Here is a 21,962-nt window from a genome sequence, read left to right as displayed (position 1 = left end):
ATGGCCAAAAATATAGATCTTAAATCAATAAATCTAAATTTCCTCTCCCAACAAGCTAAACCTGTACAGCTAGGCATAGCCGGTGGTATCATTGTATTGGTACTTCTTATTGCCTATTTCTTTGTTTACAGCGGATTAAATGAACGGCTTAGTGGATTGAAGGAAGAAGAAGAATCTCTAAAGCAAACCTATTCTGAAAAAAGTAAACAGGCAGCTAATCTTGATGTATTGAAAGCAGAACTTAATAATATTAATGGTTCATTTCATTTATTATTAAAACAGCTCCCAACACAAGCAGAAATCCCTAATCTTATTCAAGAACTACATGAATGTGCTACTAAAAATGGTTTAAATATGGATAGTATCACTCCAGCACAAGTTCTTAATTCAAACTCAGATGATCAGCCACAAAATAAATCAGATCAACAAGTTATTCAAACCTTACCTTACAACATCACATTGACAGGTAATTATAATCAGATAAGTCAGTTTCTTCGTGATGTAGGGAAGCTATCGCGAATAGTCACATTAAACTCAATCGTACTAAAACGAAATGAGAAAGATAATACGCTTACCTTAAACGCAGTTGCCAATACATATAAAGCTTTAACAGATGCAGAAATTAAAGCTCAAAATAAAAATAAAAACGACCAAAAATAGGCTGCCTATAGCTGTAACTAGGGTAATTTAATATATAAGCAACGGAAAAAATATGAATAAATATCTAATCTGCCTGTGTATTTTTACACTGAGTGCCTGTTCGGCAGCAAATGAAGATTTACATGAATGGATGCGGAATACCAGCCAACAGGCAAAAATCAAACCCATGAAACAGAAGCAAACTACAATAAATATTCAGCCTTCTTACACCCCTCCTCCACAGCCTCAAATGAATATATTTGAACCTGCGCGTCTCAAAGCAGGTTTACAAGGTGCTAATGCACCTGATCTAAACCGACCTAAACAAATCTTGGAAAATTATTCATTAGATGAATTGCATTATGTTGGTTTAATTAAAGGAGCGGGAAAAGCACCATCTGCATTTATTTCAGTAAATGGACATGTATACACTGTTAATCTGGGTAATTATCTGGGTCAAAGCTATGGACGAATTACTGCAATAACACCTGATGAAATTGTTATATCAGAATTAGTTGAAGACTCATATGGCAATTGGACTAGCAGAAAGGCTAGTTTACCCTTGCAGGCTGCTGACGCAGCATCTTCAGAGACATCCGGTCAGAACTGAAAAAAGTAACCCATTTAAAATTAAGAAGGTACCAATATGAAAATTAAAACCATATCTATTTTGTCCACTCTGGGTCTGGGTTTACTGAGTCAGAGTCTTTTTGCCGGCAACATAACAGCCATCAATGTCGGTGCGTTACCAAACCAGCAACGTCTGATTAAAATTCAGTTTGATAAAGACCCCGCGTTACCTAAAGGTTTTACAACCGAAAATCCTGCACGAATTGCACTGGACTTTGCTGGGACAGGAATAACCTTACCACAGAATTTACTCAAATTTGATGATACAGTTTTACAGCAAATTGAAGCTGGTCAAACTACAGACAAATCTCGTGTAATGCTATCATTAGCCAAAACTGGCCAGTACAATGCTGTAATTAAAGGCAATGAAGTCTGGGTATATGTACAGGAATCTATTCCGTCCAAAAATAAAGTAAAAAATAAATCAGAAAAAATTACTACTTCTCCGGCAACAGTCAACACACCATATACAGCAACAAATAACATTACAGAACAAGTTGTCAGCCGTCAGCCTGCCAGTTCAAATAGTAACGCATTTGATCAATCAGCTTCTGTACCGATAAATATAGATTTTCAAAAAGGGAAAAATGGTAATGGTGTAATTTCCATTAGTGGTTTGAGTGACAAAGGAGAGCCAACAATTAGACGCAATGCATCTAATTTGGTTTTAACCTATAAAAATGTACCTTTGTTAACAGAACAACAACGTAATCTTGATGTAACCGATTTCAGCACTCCTGTACGGACTATTCGCCTGCGCAGGATTGGCAATGATACCGAAGTAAACATTCAAATGCAGGGTGACTGGGATTATTCCCAAATTAAAAGTGGGACTAATCTGGTTCTTCAGGTTACCCGCAAATTTGATTTAGACTCTAAAGGCTTACAATCAAATAATAAATCCTTCAAAGGAAAACGGGTTTCACTTGATTTTCAAGACATTGATGTTCGCACAATCCTACAGATTCTGGCTAAAGAATCAGGAATGAATATAATAGCGAGCGACAGTGTTCAGGGCAAAATGACAATATCATTAAAAGATGTTCCTTGGGATCAAGCTTTAAATTTGGTTATGGAAACTCGAAATCTTGATATGCGTCGCGAAGGAAATGTTATCAATGTTGCTCCACGTGACGAACTGATGAACAGGGATACAGCATCATTAGAACAACAAAAAAAATTAGATGACTTAGGTCCCCTGATTTCTCAGACTTTCCAACTTAAGTACCGTAATGTTGAAGATTTTAAAAAGATTTTGCACTTATCCGATGATGGTAACAGTTCATCAGATAAAAGTATTTTGAGTCCACGCGGCAGCGCATTATTGGATCCCGCAACAAATACTTTAATCATTACCGATATTAGTAGTGTAATTAAGAAATTTGAAAAACTGGTTGCTCAAATTGATGTTTCATCTCAACAAGTATTAATCGAAGCACGAATCGTTGAAACTACAGACAGTTTTGCCCGTGAATTGGGAACTAAATTTGGCTACTATAGAGGAACTTATCGAAATGGTATTGGTGGTAGTGTATCCCTTAAAGATGAAGATCGAGGTACAACACGTGACCCTAATTTTGAACTAGGTTTTCCTAATGTCAACCTTGGCGTATCCAATCCAACATCAGTAGTATCATGGGTGCATAAATTTGCATCCGGGGCTCTCGCTTTAGAGCTTTCAGCCTCACAAGCTCAAGGCAAAACCAAAATTATCTCTTCTCCACGAGTATTAACACAAGATAGAAAAGAAGCAAAAATTGAATCTGGTTATGAAGTACCTTATCAGGAATCAACTTCCAGCGGTGCAACTTCTACCAGTTTCAAAGATGCCGTTCTTGGCTTAAAAGTTACCCCACAGGTTACACCTGACGGTAATATTATTATGACATTGAACGTACAGAATGACAGACCCATAGCATGCTCAAATGTTGCACCTGATGTTCTCCGTTCTGGCGACATTTGTATGCAAAAGCGTAATGTAGTGACTCAGACAATGATTGAGAATGGTGGTACTTTAATTATTGGTGGTATTTACAATGAAAATAATGAAAACAGTATAGATAAAGTACCTTTACTTGGCGACATCCCTGGTATTGGCAATCTTTTCAAACATAGAAAAAATACCCAACAACGTAATGAATTACTCGTATTTATCACACCTCGTGTAGTCGATTCAAGCAGTGCCCCATTAAAATATTAAGTAAGCATTTTTAACTTCGTCAGCCTGTTTATGACAGGCTGACTTTTTTCAATTTATAGAGTCAGAAATTTTCAAACATACTTAAAAATAAAATTATTTGAGAAATACAATTACTAATGACTTAAAATAATATCTATAGTGACTTTATAACTATAGCTAAAAAAATTTTCACACCCAACGTTTCTGTTTCAATCAAAGCAATTCCAGATAATGGTTTTTCTGCCAATTAATGCGTAAATTCTTATACTAAGTTACAATTACAAACATGGATAACATCGCAGGCAATCTGATTTTAATAGGTCTAATGGGGGCAGGTAAAACTACTCTTGGAAAACAACTTGCCAATAAACTGAAACGCATTTTTTATGATAGTGACCAGGTAATTTGTGAACGTACCGGAGTATCAATACCTACTATTTTTGAGCTCGAAGGAGAAGCAGGTTTTCGCAGTCGAGAAACAGCTGTTATTAGTGAGCTGACACAACAAAAAGGTGTTGTTATAGCAACAGGTGGTGGTGCTATATTGCAAATTGAAAACCGGCTTAATTTGCAGCAGAATGGACATGTGATTTATCTTCATGCGCAACCTGAAGTTCTATTAAACAGGATACGGCACGATAAAAATCGCCCTCTTTTGCAAGTCTCAGACCCTTTAGCAAAATTGCAGGAATTATATAGCTTGCGTGATCCCATCTATCGAGCTACGGCACATACTGTTTTAGATGTGAATAGCCCCTACAGCTTCCACTCACTAAATCGTTTAATTCGTTTACTACGTCAACATTCTAAACAAATACCTCAACTTTAAATCATCATGTACACACTTAACGTTGCTACCACATCACATCAGTATCCTATATTTATTGGAAGCAACCTGCTTGAATCCGCAAATCATCTTTTGGCACCCTATTTTACAAACAAAATTGCACTTATCAGCAATGAAACCGTAGCGCCTTTATACCTGCAGCAATGGGAAAAAATACTAAATCATTCAGGACGCGAGTATTTCAATATTATTTTGCCTGATGGAGAAAAATATAAGAACTGGCAAACACTTAATCTGATTTACGATGGTCTAATGCAAAATCGCGCCGAACGCAAAACCACCATTATGGCTTTAGGTGGCGGAGTAATTGGGGATATGGCAGGGTTTGCTGCTGCAACTTATCAGCGTGGTGCTCCATTTATACAGATTCCTACAACACTACTTAGCCAGGTGGATTCCTCCGTAGGCGGAAAAACAGGAATTAACCACCCTTTGGGTAAAAATATGATTGGTGCATTTTATCAACCTCAGGCTGTGTTTATTGATTTAAATAGCTTACATACTTTGCCACCACGTGAATTTTCAGCAGGTATGGCAGAAGTCATAAAATACGCAGTGCTGGGGGATATAGAATTTCTGGAATGGCTAGAAATCAACATCGAAGCATTGATTAATCAAGACCCTGAAGTATTGGCACATGCAGTTCATCGTTGCTGTCAGATGAAAGCAGATATTGTTGCGGCCGATGAAAAAGAAAGTGGTGTCAGGGCTCTTTTGAATCTAGGCCATACATTCGGCCACGCCATTGAAGCTGAAATGGGGTATGGTAACTGGCTTCATGGTGAGGCTGTTGCTGCAGGTACTGTACTTGCTTGCCGTTTATCTGAACAACTTGGTTATTTGCATCAGGATGATACTCAGCGTCTAATCAGATTATTATCACAAGTTAACCTGCCTGTTACGCCTCCTAAAATGTCTTTAGAAGCTTGGCTGATGCATATGAGCCATGATAAAAAGGTTATCGATGGTAACATGCGTTTTGTGGTGTTGAAACAATTGGGTGAAGCGACAATCACTGACAATGTAACAACTCAAAACCTAGCAGCAACATTGAACCAATATATAAGTTGAAGCATGTTAGAATTGACGTTAGAAAATTTATCAACTTTAAGTTAACACAGAACAGCATGACCCAATATTCTGATTCAAAATCGGACATTAATAAAGTTCACCCGCGTAGCATACGTAGTTTTGTTTTACGTCAAGGCCATATGACACAAGCCCAGCAACGTGCTATAGATAACCAATGGACAAATTTTGGCATTGATTTTGTCAACAATAAAATTGATTTAAATGCCATATTCAATCGAACAGCACCCAAGATACTTGAAATTGGTTTTGGTATGGGCGTTGCAACAGCAGCAATTGCACAAAACCTTCCTGATTGCGACTTTCTAGCTATTGATGTGCATGGGCCTGGGGTAGGAAATCTATTAAAGCTGATTCAAGAACAGAATATACAAAATATTAGAGTGATGCGCCATGATGCAGTTGAAGTGGTTGATCACATGCTTGAAGATAATTGCCTGCAAGGTATTCATATCTTTTTTCCTGATCCTTGGCACAAAAAACGACATCATAAACGGCGCCTGATTCAAGCATCTTTTATTGCACGACTACTTCCAAAACTTCAATCAAATGGCTATGTGCATCTTGCAACTGACTGGCAAGAATATGCAGAACAAATGCTTGAAGTTTTAAACGGCTTTCCTGAGTTGCGCAACGCTGCTGAAACTTATGCAGCTGTCCCTGACTACCGTCCCGAAACCAAATTTGAGGCACGAGGCAAAAAATTAGGTCATGGTGTATGGGATTTAGTTTTTGTAAAAAAATAACAGACCAAATTAATAAAAAGTAAAGACATTTAGAGTACAATCACCTTAGATTGCATTACAGCAATCATTTTCTGTCAAATAATATTGCTGTTTTCTAAGGAACTGAAATGTTTCAGAATGTCAAATACTATCCAGGTGACCCTATTCTGAGTCTGATGGATGAATATAAACAGGATGCACGCAGCTCAAAAGTAAATCTTGGTGTAGGTGTGTATTATGATGATAACGGCCATGTACCTGTGCTCGAATGTATTAAAACAGTAGAGTCACAATTAGTAGAAGAAAATCAGCCACACGACTATTTACCTATGGATGGTCTGCCTGCTTATCGGCAGGCATGCCAGAAATTGTTATTAGGTAAAAACCATGAAGCCATTACATCTGGTCGTGTTGCTACAATAGCTAGTCTGGGCGGATCAGGTGCGCTGCGTGTAGGAGCAGAATTTATTCACCAATGGTTTCCACAGGCAAAAGCTTATGTAAGCAGTCCTACATGGGGAAATCATATCAGCATATTTGAGGGTGCTGGAATCGAGGTTCATAAATATCCTTATTATGACCCTAAAACTATCGGAATTAAATTTACCGAATTAAAACAATTTCTGACACAACTCGATGTAGGCAGTATTATTTTACTACATCCGTGCTGTCACAATCCCACTGGCGTAGATCCCAGTCATGAGCAGTGGGACCAGCTTTTAGATATTATTAAAAATAAACAGCTAATACCATTTATGGATATAGCCTATCAAGGTTTTGGGGACGATTTAGAAACCGATACTTATGCTATCCGCAAAGCAGTAGAAATTGGGTTATGCGTTTATATCAGTAACTCTTTTTCCAAAAACATGTCGCTCTATGGTGAACGTGTAGGTGGTCTGAGTATTGTATGTCCAACTTCCGAAGAAGCCAGATTAGTTCAGAGTCAGCTCAAATTCACCGTACGGCGTCTATATTCTAGTCCACCTGCCTACGGTGGTCACGTCGTAAGCCGAGTACTTAGCAACACTAAATCTTATGAACACTGGCAGCAAGAAGTATATACCATGCGCGATCGCATTCGGAAAATGCGTTCTCGATTGTATGAAGTATTGCAGACGAAAATTCCTGATCGTGATTTCAGCTATTTTATTAAACAGCGTGGCATGTTCAGTTTTACAGGCTTAGATCCACAGCAAGTAGCCCGTTTAAAAAGTGAATATGGTGTATATATGGTTGAAAACGGAAGAATGTGCATGGCCGGTTTAAACAGTAGCAATATAGAATATGTTGCCAATGCCATGGCTGAGGTCTTGAAATAAGAAATATTACTGATTAAAAAGTAAAACTGGTTGGCTAAGATTTAGCCAGCCAGTTTTTTTATCATTTATTCTATTAATTATTATTCCTCAATAATTAAAGCTCAATTAGCATTTTCCCTACCCAGTCTACGCATACGGAATGCCAAAGCGATATTAACTACACCAAACAAAGCAGCATAAATGCCAATTACCCAAGTTAGCGCTATTCCGCCCTGAATAGGATTTACCAGCAAAATAATACCAACTAACATGGATAATACACCTGCTGTGATCATCCATCCTGCACCACCAACAGATTTATGCAGACGAATAGCTGCTACAATTTGCAGAACACCACTTACTAACGCCCAAATCGCAATAAAAGTAATCAGTACCAGCCAAGTAATTCCTGGCACAAAAAATGTTAGGAAACCTGCAAGTACACTTATAAAGCCCCAAATTAGCATCAGCCACCAATCCTGATGAGTTTTTCGTCCATTGATGGAAAGAACAATACCCATTACACCATCAACCAACGCATAAAAGCCGAAAAACATCACCATAACCAGTATCGAAATAAATGGATAAAACCAAGTTAATAAACCAAAGATTAAAGCTGCAAACCCACGAACTAGTACTATCCACCAATTTTCAGACAACAAATCAGCTAATGGTCTACGAAAAGAAAGAGTATTCACATTATTTCCTTTAGATAAATGTAAACTGCAAATAATAAATATTACACATGCTATTTCAGCAAACTATTGGTATCGCTTCTTCTTATACATCAGCCAGCCATCAGGATGGTGGTGTCTAGGATCATGGTGAGTCCAGTGTATCATCCCGCCTTTTTTATTACTGATATATTCACCAGTAAAAGCTACTAGGTCACCACGCTGTAAATTTTCTAATCGCGGAGCGATATCTATATTATGTACCACTAAAACCGTACTACTACCTGTACTTAAAATAAACCTCTGATGACGGCTACCTTTATTATCATCTGGTAAGGTTTTGATAACATAGCCATCACCGTAAACCTGCACTTTGTCTAAATTCTCATTCTGAGCCTGATGTAAAGATATAGCTTCTCGTATCTGAGATACAGACAAAGGTTCTTTAGAAAAATTACTGCGAATTGATTTAAATGAATCAATTATTTGTTCATGTGCCTGACTTTTTTGCTGGTCATCAACAGAGCTATGCTGCCACCACCAGAAACCCAGTGCTACGATAACCAGAAAAATAATATTTTTCATAATAGGGAATTAATCTATCTACAGAATCAGCACTGAAACCATCATACAAAATGTAATCAAAGATAGCAAAATATTAATAGTTTAATCTTAAAAAAAAGGCTACCGGATAACACCAGCAGCCTGAGATACTAATTCGAATAAAATAGTAAACTATTTTTTATGAGCTAATGCAGCTTTGATAAAAGCAGTAAATAATGGATGTCCATTTTTAGGCGTTGAAGTAAATTCCGGATGGAACTGACAAGCAAAAAACCATGGATGTTCAGGTAGTTCAATGGCCTCTACAAGTTGTTCATGTCCAGTAGATACACCTCCAATTACTAAGCCAGCCTGCTGTAACTGTGGCAGATAATAATTATTCACTTCATAACGATGACGATGGCGCTCACGGATAAACTCATTGCCATATATGGTTTTGGCAAGTGATCCATCGGCCAATTTAACTTCCTGAGCACCCAAACGCATGGTACCGCCAAGGTTAGTATTGATATCACGTTTTTCAATCTGTCCATCGCGGTCTTGCCATTCACTAATTAAAGCTACAACTGGATGCGGTGTTTTTAAATCAAATTCGGTAGAATTAGCACCAGCCAGATTGGCAACGTCACGTGCGTATTCAATCAGTGCAATCTGCATACCCAGACAAATACCCAAGTAGGGAATTTTGTGTTCACGTGCATAGCGTACAGCTGCAATTTTACCTTCAACACCACGAGTACCAAAACCGCCCGGAACCAAAATAGCATCCATATTTTGCAAACATGCAGTGCCATCTGTTTCCAGTATTTCACTATCAATATAATGAATGTCTACCTCTGTTTCGGTTTGAATACCTGCATGTTTTAATGCTTCAGATAAAGATTTGTACGACTCAGTCAAATCCACATATTTACCAACCATGGCGATTTTGACTTTATGTTTCGGATGTTGTACCAAATAAACAATTTTATTCCATGCAGTCAGATCAGCCTGCTGAACGTTTAATTGCAATTGTTCACAGATAATATTGTCAATACCCTGATCATGCAGCATTCTTGGTACTTCATAAATACTATCAGCATCATAGCAGCTTATAACAGCACGCTCTTCTACATTGCAGAATAATGCAATTTTACGTTTTTCTTCTTCAGGCATCGGCCGGTCCATACGACAAATAAGCACATCCGGCTGTATACCAATTTCACGTAATTCTTTGACTGAATGCTGGGTTGGCTTGGTTTTGATTTCACCAGCAGCAGCAATATAAGGAACATAAGATAGATGAACAAATAAAGTATTTGCTCTGCCCTGCTGGCTACGCATTTGCCGAATGGCTTCCAAAAACGGCAAAGATTCAATATCACCTACAGTTCCACCGATTTCGACAATTGCTACATCATAGCCGGCAGCACCTTCATGTATTTTACGTTTAATTTCATCTGTAATATGCGGTATTACCTGAACAGTACCACCAAGATAATCACCACGCCGCTCTTTATGAATTACGCTTTCATAAACCTGGCCAGAAGTGAAGTTATTACGCTTCTGCATGGTAGCATCAATAAAGCGTTCATAATGACCCAGATCTAGATCAGTTTCAGCACCGTCATCAGTGACAAATACTTCACCGTGCTGAAAAGGGCTCATTGTACCCGGATCCACATTAATATAAGGATCCAGTTTAAGCATGGTCACTTTCAGACCACGAGATTCCAAAATAGCAGCAGTAGACGCAGCGGCAATGCCTTTACCCAGTGAAGAGACCACACCGCCAGTTACAAAAATAAACTTGGTCATGACAATCAGCAGGAAATTGAATTTAGCATTTTAGCTGAAAATAACACCAAAAGAAAGACATTCCCTTTTTCAAACTCTGCAAGTATATGCAATAATCTGCTTGCTCGGATTGGCGTAATAATCACGGCTGTGGCATAATTAGTCACCGTAATCCTTAAATTTATATTATGTTGCAATCTGGACATATTTTCATTGTTTCTGCTGCTTCAGGTACTGGCAAAACCACACTTGTTTCGCGCCTGAGTGCGCGTCAGCCGAATATTCGCATATCTATTTCCCATACAACCAGAATGCCGCGTGAGGGTGAACAAAATGGTGTACATTATCATTTTGTCAGCCGTAGTGAATTTGAGGATATGATTGCCAGCAATGCTTTTATTGAGCATGCCAATGTTTATGGCAATTATTATGGCACCAGTTTACAGGCTGTAGAATCATTAACCCAGCAAGGTTACAACGTTATTTTAGAAATTGATGTTCAGGGTGCGGAACAGATTCGCCGTTTACTGCCTAATGCTACCAGTATTTTCATACTACCTCCTTCGATGACAGAACTCACTGAACGTCTTAAAAATAGAGGCACTGATAGCGAAGACGTGATAGCCTATCGTTTAGCAAAATCCCGTGAAGAAATTGAACAAAGTCTTTTGTTTGATTATGTTATTGTTAATCAAGATCTTAATCAGGCAGAGCAGGATTTATTAGCAATTATCCGTTCGGTTGGGTTATGCGCGAAGGCGCAGCAACAAACCATTACCCGGATTTTATCTGGAAAATAAATATTTCAAGTTTAATGTTAAACAATTATTTCTATTGGAATTTATATTATGGCACGCATTACTGTAGAAGACTGTATCGGACGCATCCCTAATCACTTTGACCTGACCATGATTGCTGCCCTGAGAGCACGCCAGCTGGCTAATGGCGCAACATCACTGGTAGAAGAAGATCATGACAAACCCACAGTCATTGCTTTGCGCGAGATAGCCAGTGGACAAATTGGTGCAGAGTTACTCAACCAACAAAAATAATAAGGCAAACAGCCATGTACCCTCCCAGCCAGACCTACAAACCACCTGTTAAACAATGGCGTAACACTCTCTTTGCACAAACAGAGTATTTAAATAAACAGGAACGCTGGGAATTACTGGAACAAGCGTGTGCCTATATATACACTCTGGCCGAAAAAGATGGCAAAACTGCTCTACTTAAACGCAGTTTTGCCATTACTACATCTTTGGCACAAAATCAGCAACGAGTACAAGCACTGGCAGCCGTGCTGATCAAAATAGCCTTTGAAGATTTATCTTCTTCAGACAGTGATTTACCCAGCTCAGCTATAGGCCCGGTGGGAATGAAAATATTTGATGCAATTAATACTTCATCATGCACCGGCACAAACGACCAGCTACAATGCTGTCAACAACAGATAGAAACGAGCTATCAGGACATTATTAACGAAGCAGAAAATAAACTTCTACACACTGCCTCTTACCTCAGCAAAGAAGATTTACAAATGCTGTCCCGAGCTTGCAAATTCGGTGCCCATGCACATCATGGACAATTCCGTAACAGCGGCTTACCTTATATCACCCATCCTCTAGCCGTGGCGACTCAATTAGCAGAATGGCATGTAGACATCCAGGCTTTATGTGCCGGTGTATTACATGATGTACTAGAGGACACTGGTACTACCAAAGAAGAAATTATTGCCGAATTCGGTGAAACCATTGCCAACATGGTTGACGGGCTATCCAAACTGGAAAAACTTGAATATAACAACCAGCAGGAAGCACAGGCAGAAAGCTTCCGTAAATTAATTATGGCAATGACACAAGATGTTCGTGTCATAATTGTCAAACTTTCAGACAGGCTGCACAACATGCGCACACTGTCTGCTAAAAAACCGGCCAGTCGCAGGCGTATCGCACAAGAAACCATGGAAATCTATGCGCAACTGGCCAATCGTATCGGTTTGAATCATGTATACCGTGAATTGCAAGACTTAGCATTTAGACATCTGTACCCCCACCGCTATGAAGTACTTGCCAAAGCCATTCAGTCTTCACGACGAAACAGGCGCGATATAGTAGGTAAAGTACTGCGAGCCTTCAGTCAACGTCTTGTGAGCGCCAATATTGAAGCACAGGTAAGAGGTAGAGAAAAAAACCTATACAGCATTTATGAAAAAATGCGTCGTAAAAATCTCCATTTTGCCGATGTAATGGATATTTATGCATTCAGGGTTATTGTAAATAACATACCTTCATGCTATACCGCCCTGGGTGTTCTGCATAATTTGTACAAACCCAAACCTGGACGAATTAAAGATTACATTGCTATTCCCAAAAACAATGGTTACCAGAGCCTGCATACCATCTTAATTGGACCCTACGGGCTACCTATTGAAGTTCAGATACGAACACACGAAATGGATACAATAGCCGAACGTGGTATCGCTAGCTACTGGATGCATAAAGATGGAGAGCAGAACAGTTTTGATCAGGCACAAATGCGTACCAATCAATGGTTGCAAAGTATTCTCGACATTCAAGCACATAGTGCCAATGCCATTGAATTTCTGGAACATGTAAAAACAGATTTATTTCCGAATGAAGTTTATGTCTTCACCCCTAAAGGTAAAATTATTACTCTTCCAGAAGGTGCCACACCTGTAGATTTTGCCTATGCTGTTCATACCGATATCGGCAATCGAACAGTCTCTGCACGTATTAATCACAATTTAATGCCTTTACGTACCCGTTTGCATACAGGTGATACCGTAGAAATAATTACTTCCAGCAATGGCCACCCTACTCCGGCATGGCTCGGCTTTACCGTTTCAAGCCATGCCCGTAGTGCCATTCGCAGCCAAATAAAAAAAATGGATCGTTCCGATGCGATACGCTTAGGCGAAAAATTATTACAAAAAGCCTTATCCAGCCTACTGCCAGAAAACGTTTTACTGTCAGACTCTTTAAAAGATAAATATCTGACCGATTTACGCCAAAAAAATACTTCTTTTGAAAATGTTCTCTGCGAAGTAGGTATGGGGTTACTACAGCCAGTATCTGTAGCCATGCATATAGCTGAACTGGCTGGCGAGCATTTTAATGACACCATTAAACTGGCACCAATTAATTTGACTGGCAATGAGTCAACTCATATTCATTTAGGCAAATGCTGCCACCCTATTCCTGGTGACACCATTAAAGCTTTGCTAATCAAAGATCAGGGCATTATTATTCATCGTGATACTTGTAATACGATTTTGAAAACAGACCCTGAACTTCAGCTGGATGCAAACTGGGATTTACTACAAGCAAATAACTATCAGACAACTTTATGCCTCAATGCTATTGATAGTCATGGATTACTGGCCACCATTGCTCAGGCTATTTCTTCCAATGGCGGTGATATTACATCTGTAGAAACCACCTCAAAAAAACTCGAAGGTGTGGAAGGATTTATTGAATTTCGTTTTGTGTTACAAGTAAAAGATTTAAATCAGCTCAATCATATTACCCGCGATTTACATTCTGTTCCTCAGATTCGTCGTGTAAACAGAATATAACGCTCATCATCTTTAATGATGTCACAAAAGTACCCCTCCAGCTGGCTTGACGAATCATATTTAATCAGCCATAATCTTCTCCTTATTTATTTAAAATAACCCTATATCCGTTTTACTTTAAATTCTAACAGATATAGCCTCAATTACACCTTGGGAGGTGATGTTGTAAACGGTAATGCGGAACCGTAAACACCGCCTTTGCCTTTAGTGGCCTTTATTTAGTATTTATCTATCTGATATACATTCAGTAATATAATTATTTATTCAGGAAAAAACATGCCTTCTATTCGTGTAAAAGAAAATGAACCTTTTGAAGTTGCTATGCGTCGTTTCAAACGCTCTGTTGAAAAAACAGGCTTGATGACCGAACTGCGCGCACGCGAAGCTTATGAAAAACCGACAACTGAGCGTAAACGTAAAAAAGCAGCAGCCGTTAAACGCTTACAGAAACGCCTACGCAGCCAGCAATTGCCACCTAAAAATTATTAATTGGAATTTCCGGCTTTGTATTAACAACCGGGAAATTACAATTAATCAGAATACCGCAGGCATTGCTTGCGGTATTTGCTTTTTACAGGTAAAACCTGAAGTAAAACGTATTTTTACAGCAAATCTCTATAATAACCAATTCACTTACTGCGAGCCCCATTATGAGCCTGAAACAAAAATTACAGGAAGACATGAAATCAGCAATGCGCAATCACGATGCAGCATCCCTGTCTACCATTCGTATGGCATTGGCTGCTATCAAACAGATTGAAGTAGATGAAAGAATCGAGGTAGACGATAGCCGCTTCGTTGCAGTTATCAGCAAAATGGTTAAACAGCGGAAAGAATCGGTACGCATGTTTAACGAGGGTGGAAGAAACGATCTTGCCGAAAAGGAGCAAGCAGAAATTAACTTACTCCAAAATTACTTGCCCGAAATGCTAGACGATACCGCTATTGAAGCTGCCATTAAAGATGCTATTGCCAATGTGGGTGCCACACAACCGAGTGATATGGGAAAAGTAATGGGCATATTGAAAAAAACACTGGCAGGCAAAGCCGATATGAGTGAAGTTAGTAAGAAAATCAAACAGCTATTGGCCTAATTAATTCAACATTCAAAAAAAAAGAGACAGGATAATCAGGTCTAGAAATTATGTGCAGCAATTGACGGGCATGGTTGGCATGATTCCAAACGAATTTATTGACGAGCTTTTAAATAAAATAGACATCGTTGATGTCATTGAAGAATTTGTACCACTTAAAAAAAGTGGTGCCAACTACATGGCCTGCTGCCCCTTTCACAAAGAAAAATCCCCCTCGTTTTCGGTTAGTCCTGCCAAACAGTTTTATCATTGCTTTGGTTGTGGCGTACATGGATCCGCCATTGGCTTTGTCATGGAATATCAAGGATTGAGCTTTCAGGAAGCCGTACAATTTCTGGCTGACCGCATCGGCATGACTGTCCCAAAACAGTCTGGAAAATCAAATCCACATGTACAGAAAGCTCATAAACAGATTCAGCAGACACTAGAGCAAACTACAGCTGCGGCTGCCACCTACTATCAACAACAGCTAAAAACCTCACTGCGTGCACAGCAATATCTACAGCAGCGCGGCCTTAGTGATGAAATCATCATTCATTATGGCCTTGGCTATGCACCGGACGACTGGCAGGCTCTAGCCAAAGTTTTTCAGCCCTATCCCAGCAATGCATTGGTAAACAGTGGCATGGTTATCGAAAAAGACAGCCGCCATTATGACCGCTTCCGCGATCGCATTATGTTCCCCATACGCAGTACCCGTGGACAAATAATCGGTTTTGGTGCTCGCGTTATTGATGCAAACGAACCTAAATATCTCAACTCACCTGAAACGCCCCTATTTGATAAAGGGCGGAATCTGTACGGACTATATGAAGCACGCGCTGCAATCAAAGATGCACAGCGAGTACTGGTCGTAGAAGGCTATATGGATGTCGTTGCCTTGGCACAGTATGGTCTAGGATATGCTGTAGCTGCACTTGGCACATCTACCACGGCAGAACACATACATTTGCTGATGCGGCAAAGCGATCATATCTATTTCTGCTTTGACGGTGACACTGCCGGCAAAAAAGCTGCATGGCGAGCATTGGAAAACGCTTTGCCACAATTAAAAGATGACAAAATTTTACACTTTCTTTTTTTACCAGCTGAACATGACCCCGACAGCTATGTACGTAGCTATGGATTAAGCACATTTGAAGATGCACTACTGAACCAAAGCTTGCCACTTTCTGCATACTTCTGGCAAACACTAACCGCACAGATTGACCTTAACACTCAGGAAGGTAAAGCAGAATTGATTAAAACTGCCAGCCCTTTTCTAGCTCAAATCAAGGCACCAGCATTGTCTTTCCTACTGCGCCAAGAACTCAGCCAGAAAGTGGGTATAGATGAACATAATCTAGCTCAGCTATTGGGACAAGAACAACCTAGATCAGCACCTGTCAGACAGAAAAGTTACCGTCTTCCACAGAACACTTTCCGACAACCGCCTGTCATGTCACTGGCACAAAAACAGATACGGGCACTATTGATAAATCCGCAATGGGCCGCATTTATAGAACTACCAGAATATCTGGACCTGCACGGCGATTATGCATGCCTCGCTGCGCTGGCTGAACGCATACAAGCCTCCGTAACACCGTTAAACAGCGGAGCTGTGTTGGAACTGATGCGTAATACAGAATTTGAACCCGTCATTCGGCAGATTATCCATGATTATCTGGATTCACCGGATATCTTGCAGCCAGGAAATGAAGATGACTGCACAACGTTCAAACAGGGCATGCAAAAATTACTGGATAGTCTTAAGACCCAGCAGATTGATGCGTTGAAGCGCAAACTCCAGCATGGACGTCTCAGTGCCGACGAAAAACAGTTACTCCTGCTGCTCTTAAGCCCGCCCAAAATGCCGTCAGCTTAGCCTGACGTCTATTTTAACCCCTTGCAGCGCCATAGCTGCTGCAATATATTGAGTAAAATATGGCAAATCCAACACCCAAAAAAACCACTATTGATAGTAGTAAGGAACAAGACGATACCCGTCCGTTAACCGCTGAGGAACAACGTGCACGACTGCGTCAGCTGATTATTCAGGGCAAGGAACGTGGTTACATTACATATGCTGAAATAAATGATGCTTTGCCGGATGAAATGTCGGATGCCGACCAGATTGATAACATTGTTTCGATGATATCTGGTCTTGGGATTCAGGTTACCGAAGAAGCACCTGATGCCGAAAGTCTGCTAATGGGCGATAACACCGCCAACATGACTGACGACGATGCGGTAGCCGAAGCCGAAGCAGCTCTGTCTAATGCAGATAATGAATTTGGACGAACCACCGACCCTGTACGTATGTACATGCGCGAAATGGGTCAGGTAGACCTATTAACGCGTGAAGATGAAATCATTATCGCCAAAAAAATTGAGAATGCTCTGCGCAATATGATTCAGGCCATCTCTGCCTGTCCAGGTTCTGTAGCTGAAATACTGGCTTTGATTGATGCTGTACGCAAAGAAGAAATCAAAGTTGATGAAGTTGTAGAGGCTATTGTCGACCCACATGAAGAACTTCTCGATGAACTGGGTATCGGTATCGACAGCAAAAATGAGGATACTGAGGTAGAGGACGACAATGAAGACAGTGTTGACGTAGACGATGATTCTGAAGAAAACGAAGAAGAAAACGCTGCACTAGCAGCATCTGCTAATCTGGAAGAGCTGCGCCAAAAAACGCTAGAACACTTCGATGGAATTCAGAGCCGCTATGAAGCCATGGTTGCGGTACTTCAGGAAAAAGGCAGCAAAGACGCTACCTACCTCAAACTACAAGAGGAAATTGCAGAGCAATTATTACAGGTACGCTTTGCTACCCGCCAGATTGAAAGCCTATGTGAAAACCTGCGCATGCGCGTCAATCAAGTACGTCAGCTGGAACGAGATATTCGCGATATAGCTCTGAATCGTGTGCATATGGAGCGTGATTACTTTATCAAAAGCTTTGCCAATCGCACTACCGATTTGGGCTGGGTAGATGAAGAACTTTCTCTAAACCGCGTCTGGACAGAAGCACTACGTCGTTTCCAGTATGCCATTATTGAAAAGCAAACTGAACTGGCTAATCTGGAAGAGGCCGCTCAGATTTCACTGGATGAGCTGAAACAGATTAACAAAAACATGGTCAAAAGTGAGCAGGAAACCGCCGCTGCCAAGCAAGAAATGATTCAGGCCAACTTACGTCTGGTAATTTCTATTGCTAAAAAATACACCAATCGTGGTCTGCAATTTCTGGATTTAATTCAGGAAGGCAATATCGGCCTGATGAAAGCCGTGGATAAATTTGAATATCGTCGAGGCTATAAATTCTCCACCTATGCCACCTGGTGGATACGACAGGCTATTACCCGCTCAATTGCAGATCAGGCTCGTACTATTCGCATACCGGTACATATGATTGAAACCATCAACAAAATGAATCGGATATCCCGTCAGTATTTGCAGGAAAACGGAGAAGAGGCCGACTCAGCCAAACTGGCCGAACTGATGGAAATGCCTGAAGATAAAATCCGAAAAATCATGAAAATTGCCAAAGAACCGATTTCCATGGAAACACCAATTGGCGATGATGATGATTCACATCTGGGCGATTTCATTGAAGATGCGAATAACGTCGCACCGGCAGACGCAGCCATGTATTCCAGTCTGCGGGAAGTCACCAAAGATGTACTCGAAAGCCTAACACCGCGCGAAGCCAAAGTTTTGCGGATGCGCTTTGGTATCGACATGAATACAGATCATACACTCGAAGAAGTGGGCAAACAGTTTGATGTTACCCGCGAACGTATTCGTCAAATTGAAGCCAAAGCATTACGCAAACTGCGTCACCCTACCCGCTCTGACCGGCTAAAGAGCTTTCTCGACAGTGACGAAAACAAACAGTAAATTTTTTACTTTTAAAACCAAAATCATCCGCACTCTGCGGATGATTTTTTATGTAAAACCTTGCAATCGTCTGACGTATTAGCTAAAATACGCCTTTCTCGGGTCTGTAGCTCAGGGGTTAGAGCAGGGGACTCATAATCCCTTGGTCGTGGGTTCGAAACCCACTGGACCCACCAAAAAACCTCATATGATTTTGTATCAGCTAGGTATCTAATTTAACAGTGCTGATTTCTTAATTATCTGCTATCTATTTATCAGAGATTTAGTTTATCTATTCTACTACTACTATTTAATCTCAATAAAAAATTAGCATAAAGCTTGAATTTTCATCTCATGAGATTTTTTACCCAAAAAATCTAAGATATAAATTCAACAACATCAAAATTTTTCATTTTTTGGTTTAAACCTAAAATAGGTTTATTCCGATCCTACTTTTAAACAAATACAACTTTTCACAACCTATGTAATTCAACAATAATTAAAATTGAATATTTAATATAGATATTTAACTTTATATTTTTCTGAAATATCCTTTCCTCTCTTTAGCATTTACTGCTTTTTAAAAACAAAATCAAGCGATAAAAAGAATGTTTTTGATTAAATTCAGCCATCTTTAAACCAAGATTTTTTAATTATTAAAACTCAACATAATGACTAATATAGTTTGATATCCAAATTTAGTTAACGCAAAACATTCTCTGCTACAAATTAGTTGCAAAATTCATACACTTATTTATATATTATTTATTTTTCTTTTTATAGCCTGAATTTCCCGCCAATAGAAGCTCTGGCAACAACCACATTCAAAAAACATAAAATAATATTCCCTATAAATAACAAAACTTTCTATTAACACTTATAAATAGGTTCATAACATTTAGGGTGTATTAAAATAACAAAGTAAAGTTAACCACACTTTTTTTTATTTTGAATGTTTTATTGAACATCATAGGTATGTCAAATGATTATATATATGAATATATTAGAATTTTTAATGATTCACACAAAAAATGCTAACAAACTAACTGACACAAACCATTAGCATTAAGTTAACTTTATTTGGATACGATATAACATATCTTCTATAATGAATTAATACTATTTAGTATTAATTCATTATCCAATTACATAAAAAGCTTAATTAATTAAATTTTAATCAAGAGTTAAGATTTATTTTATTGAATCTGCAAAACCAAGGAAAACTGATGAATATCATCTACAAATCCAAATGGAGTGAATCTACCAATACATGGGTAGCCTGCTCGGAACTGACACGTGGCAAAACAAAAAATAATTGTACTAAAATCATTTTGGCTGTTGCATTATCCATAGCCAGTTTCGGTGCTTATGCGGCTTGTGACACTGTACCAACTACCGGAGCCGATCCAAATTTAATAGCTTCGGGTTCTGAAAGTGAATGTAATTTAGATGCGAGTAGTTATAATACAATTTCTGCTACTGATGGCGCAAAACTGGTAGGAGAGACAATTAATGCTACAGGTACAATTTCTCGTGCTACCGGATCTAAAAAAACAATTGAATTAAACAATTCATCATCATTAACCGCAAAAAATGTAACAACTGTAAACAAAGCATCAAGTTCATCAGACTCTAACGCTCTTTCACTGGATAAATCTGTAGCTAACATTGAGCAAAATTTGCAAGCAAACTCTTCAGGCACAAGTACAACTGTTATTAAAAATTCTAACGGTTCTACATTAAATGTAGGGGGAAATATAACTGTAACTGATACAGCCAGAACTGTTATTGATGGAATTGAAAATAATAACAGTACAATTATTGCTCAAGGTGACATAACTGTTAATGCACAAAGAAGCAACGGTGGCACAACAGCTATTAATAATGTTAATGGTACAATTTCTGCAAATAATATCATTATTAATCAAAAAGATAGAAATAATGCGATTATACAAACATCTGTTGATAACAACGCCAAAACACCATCAATAAATGTGAATAATAATATTGAAATAAATGCTGGTGAAATATTAGATGAAAATGAGGCTATCCGCGTTGAATCTGGCCAAATAAATGTTGGTGGTGAAACAATTATTTCTATGATAAAAAATAGAGATCAAGTTCAAGAACAAAAACAAGATCGTCCTGGCCAAGATTTTTCTGCAATTTTTGTATCCAATGGAAAATATAATGCTTCGAAAGGAGCTGATATTACTATTAAAGATGAACTAGATAATTTATACACTGAAATTAAAGGTGTTATATTAGGTGATAAAGGAGATTTTATAAATAATGGTAGCTTAAAAGTAAATGAAGGTCAGAATACAGTTATTGCTACTGACTCAAGACTTTCAGAAACAGAAACAGCAAATTTTGAGAATAATGAGAATGGTTATACAACTAGTAATACAGATACAGTTCTACACGACTCAAAAGGAATATTAAATATAACTAATAAAGGGGTATTAGAATCTAGTTCACTATCTTCAGAAAATAGTAATGCGGGATCTGTTATAAGAAATAAATCTAGTGGCACACTAAACGTTAATAATTCCGGAGATTTAAACGGTAATATAAATAATGATAGTACCGGTGCTATTATTATTACTAATACAAATAATACTAAAAATGGATCTATTAACAATAATAATAGCGGTAATATTGAAATTAATAATAGTGAATCTGGTAATATTTTTCATAATATTAACAATGCACAAAATGGTACAGTTACTCTCAACAACAATGGCAAATCATCATCTAATAAAATCAACAATACCGGAAATGGTTTGATTAATATTAATAACAATGGTACGGGTGAGATTGATAGTGCGATTAGCAACTCTGCCGCCGGTGCCATTAAGATTGTTAATGACAATGTTCTTGGCGGTACCATTACGAATACTGGTGATGCGAGCACTTCTGCTGCTAATAATATTGATATTACCAATAACAAAAATCTTACTGGTACGGTTATTAATAATGGCA

At 38.8% G+C, this 21,962-nt stretch carries 18 protein-coding genes and 1 tRNA gene; 16 read left to right on the top strand and 3 right to left on the bottom strand.

Annotated features, from left to right (window positions below):
- From J3U64_RS06910 to J3U64_RS06880, 7 genes are all read left to right on the top strand, one after another.
- Positions 1 to 660, top strand: a complete 660-nt coding sequence (locus J3U64_RS06910) for a type 4a pilus biogenesis protein PilO (RefSeq protein WP_267404828.1) — start codon at positions 1 to 3, stop codon at positions 658 to 660.
- Positions 661 to 712: 52 nt separating this feature from the next.
- A complete protein-coding gene (locus J3U64_RS06905; protein WP_267404826.1) occupies positions 713 to 1,249 on the top strand; it encodes a pilus assembly protein PilP in 537 nt (178 codons plus the stop codon).
- Positions 1,250 to 1,285: 36 nt separating this feature from the next.
- Positions 1,286 to 3,469 (top strand): type IV pilus secretin PilQ, encoded by a 2,184-nt coding sequence (pilQ, locus tag J3U64_RS06900; protein ID WP_267391052.1) that lies wholly within the window; start codon positions 1,286 to 1,288, stop codon positions 3,467 to 3,469.
- 265 nt (positions 3,470 to 3,734) lie between these two features.
- Positions 3,735 to 4,277: a shikimate kinase gene (locus J3U64_RS06895; protein WP_416384985.1), complete on the top strand. Its 543-nt coding sequence runs from the start codon at positions 3,735 to 3,737 to the stop codon at positions 4,275 to 4,277.
- Between the two features lie 6 nt (positions 4,278 to 4,283).
- A complete protein-coding gene (gene aroB / locus J3U64_RS06890) occupies positions 4,284 to 5,366 on the top strand; it encodes a 3-dehydroquinate synthase (protein ID WP_267408731.1) in 1,083 nt (360 codons plus the stop codon).
- Between the two features lie 56 nt (positions 5,367 to 5,422).
- A complete protein-coding gene (gene trmB, locus J3U64_RS06885; RefSeq protein ID WP_267408730.1) occupies positions 5,423 to 6,130 on the top strand; it encodes a tRNA (guanosine(46)-N7)-methyltransferase TrmB in 708 nt (235 codons plus the stop codon).
- A 107-nt stretch (positions 6,131 to 6,237) separates the two neighbouring features.
- Positions 6,238 to 7,431 (top strand): aromatic amino acid transaminase, encoded by a 1,194-nt coding sequence (locus tag J3U64_RS06880; protein WP_267408729.1) that lies wholly within the window; start codon positions 6,238 to 6,240, stop codon positions 7,429 to 7,431.
- A gap of 101 nt (positions 7,432 to 7,532) precedes the next feature.
- Here the strand turns inward: J3U64_RS06880 and J3U64_RS06875 are convergent, their stop codons facing one another.
- The 3 genes from J3U64_RS06875 to J3U64_RS06865 all read right to left on the bottom strand — a co-directional run bounded on the left by J3U64_RS06875 (position 7,533) and on the right by J3U64_RS06865 (position 10,445).
- The gene (locus J3U64_RS06875; RefSeq protein ID WP_267408728.1) at positions 7,533 to 8,108 is read right to left on the bottom strand and encodes an HdeD family acid-resistance protein; all 576 of its coding nucleotides are present in this window, start codon (positions 8,106 to 8,108) and stop codon (positions 7,533 to 7,535) included.
- A 63-nt stretch (positions 8,109 to 8,171) separates the two neighbouring features.
- The gene (locus tag J3U64_RS06870) at positions 8,172 to 8,669 is read right to left on the bottom strand and encodes a DUF3465 domain-containing protein (protein WP_267408727.1); all 498 of its coding nucleotides are present in this window, start codon (positions 8,667 to 8,669) and stop codon (positions 8,172 to 8,174) included.
- A 150-nt stretch (positions 8,670 to 8,819) separates the two neighbouring features.
- Positions 8,820 to 10,445, bottom strand: a complete 1,626-nt coding sequence (locus J3U64_RS06865) for a CTP synthase (RefSeq protein WP_267408726.1) — start codon at positions 10,443 to 10,445, stop codon at positions 8,820 to 8,822.
- A 167-nt stretch (positions 10,446 to 10,612) separates the two neighbouring features.
- Between J3U64_RS06865 and gmk the strand changes: the two genes are divergently transcribed.
- The 9 genes from gmk to J3U64_RS06820 all read left to right on the top strand — a co-directional run.
- Positions 10,613 to 11,224 (top strand): guanylate kinase, encoded by a 612-nt coding sequence (gmk, locus tag J3U64_RS06860; protein WP_267391045.1) that lies wholly within the window; start codon positions 10,613 to 10,615, stop codon positions 11,222 to 11,224.
- Between the two features lie 48 nt (positions 11,225 to 11,272).
- A complete protein-coding gene (rpoZ, locus tag J3U64_RS06855) occupies positions 11,273 to 11,476 on the top strand; it encodes a DNA-directed RNA polymerase subunit omega (protein WP_100141356.1) in 204 nt (67 codons plus the stop codon).
- 14 nt (positions 11,477 to 11,490) lie between these two features.
- The gene (locus J3U64_RS06850) at positions 11,491 to 14,019 is read left to right on the top strand and encodes a RelA/SpoT family protein (protein WP_267408725.1); all 2,529 of its coding nucleotides are present in this window, start codon (positions 11,491 to 11,493) and stop codon (positions 14,017 to 14,019) included.
- Positions 14,020 to 14,295: 276 nt separating this feature from the next.
- A complete protein-coding gene (gene rpsU, locus J3U64_RS06845; RefSeq protein ID WP_100141358.1) occupies positions 14,296 to 14,508 on the top strand; it encodes a 30S ribosomal protein S21 in 213 nt (70 codons plus the stop codon).
- 161 nt (positions 14,509 to 14,669) lie between these two features.
- Positions 14,670 to 15,113 carry a GatB/YqeY domain-containing protein gene (locus J3U64_RS06840; RefSeq protein ID WP_267408724.1) on the top strand — a complete coding sequence of 148 codons (444 nt, stop codon included), beginning with the start codon at positions 14,670 to 14,672 and terminating at the stop codon, positions 15,111 to 15,113.
- Positions 15,114 to 15,192: 79 nt separating this feature from the next.
- Positions 15,193 to 16,977, top strand: a complete 1,785-nt coding sequence (dnaG, locus tag J3U64_RS06835; RefSeq protein WP_267408852.1) for a DNA primase — start codon at positions 15,193 to 15,195, stop codon at positions 16,975 to 16,977.
- 59 nt (positions 16,978 to 17,036) lie between these two features.
- A complete protein-coding gene (gene rpoD, locus J3U64_RS06830) occupies positions 17,037 to 18,998 on the top strand; it encodes an RNA polymerase sigma factor RpoD (RefSeq protein ID WP_267408723.1) in 1,962 nt (653 codons plus the stop codon).
- A gap of 100 nt (positions 18,999 to 19,098) precedes the next feature.
- A tRNA-Ile gene (locus J3U64_RS06825) sits at positions 19,099 to 19,174 on the top strand.
- A gap of 1,029 nt (positions 19,175 to 20,203) precedes the next feature.
- A partial coding sequence (locus tag J3U64_RS06820; protein WP_267408722.1) for an ESPR domain-containing protein occupies positions 20,204 to 21,962 on the top strand: 1,759 nt, incomplete at its 3' end.

The sequence above is a fragment of the Snodgrassella sp. B3800 genome (assembly GCF_026535865.1).
Lineage (GTDB): Bacteria > Pseudomonadota > Gammaproteobacteria > Burkholderiales > Neisseriaceae > Snodgrassella > Snodgrassella alvi_E.
Note: the sequence above shows the minus strand (reverse complement) of the source record. Positions and strands in the feature narration are given on the sequence as shown.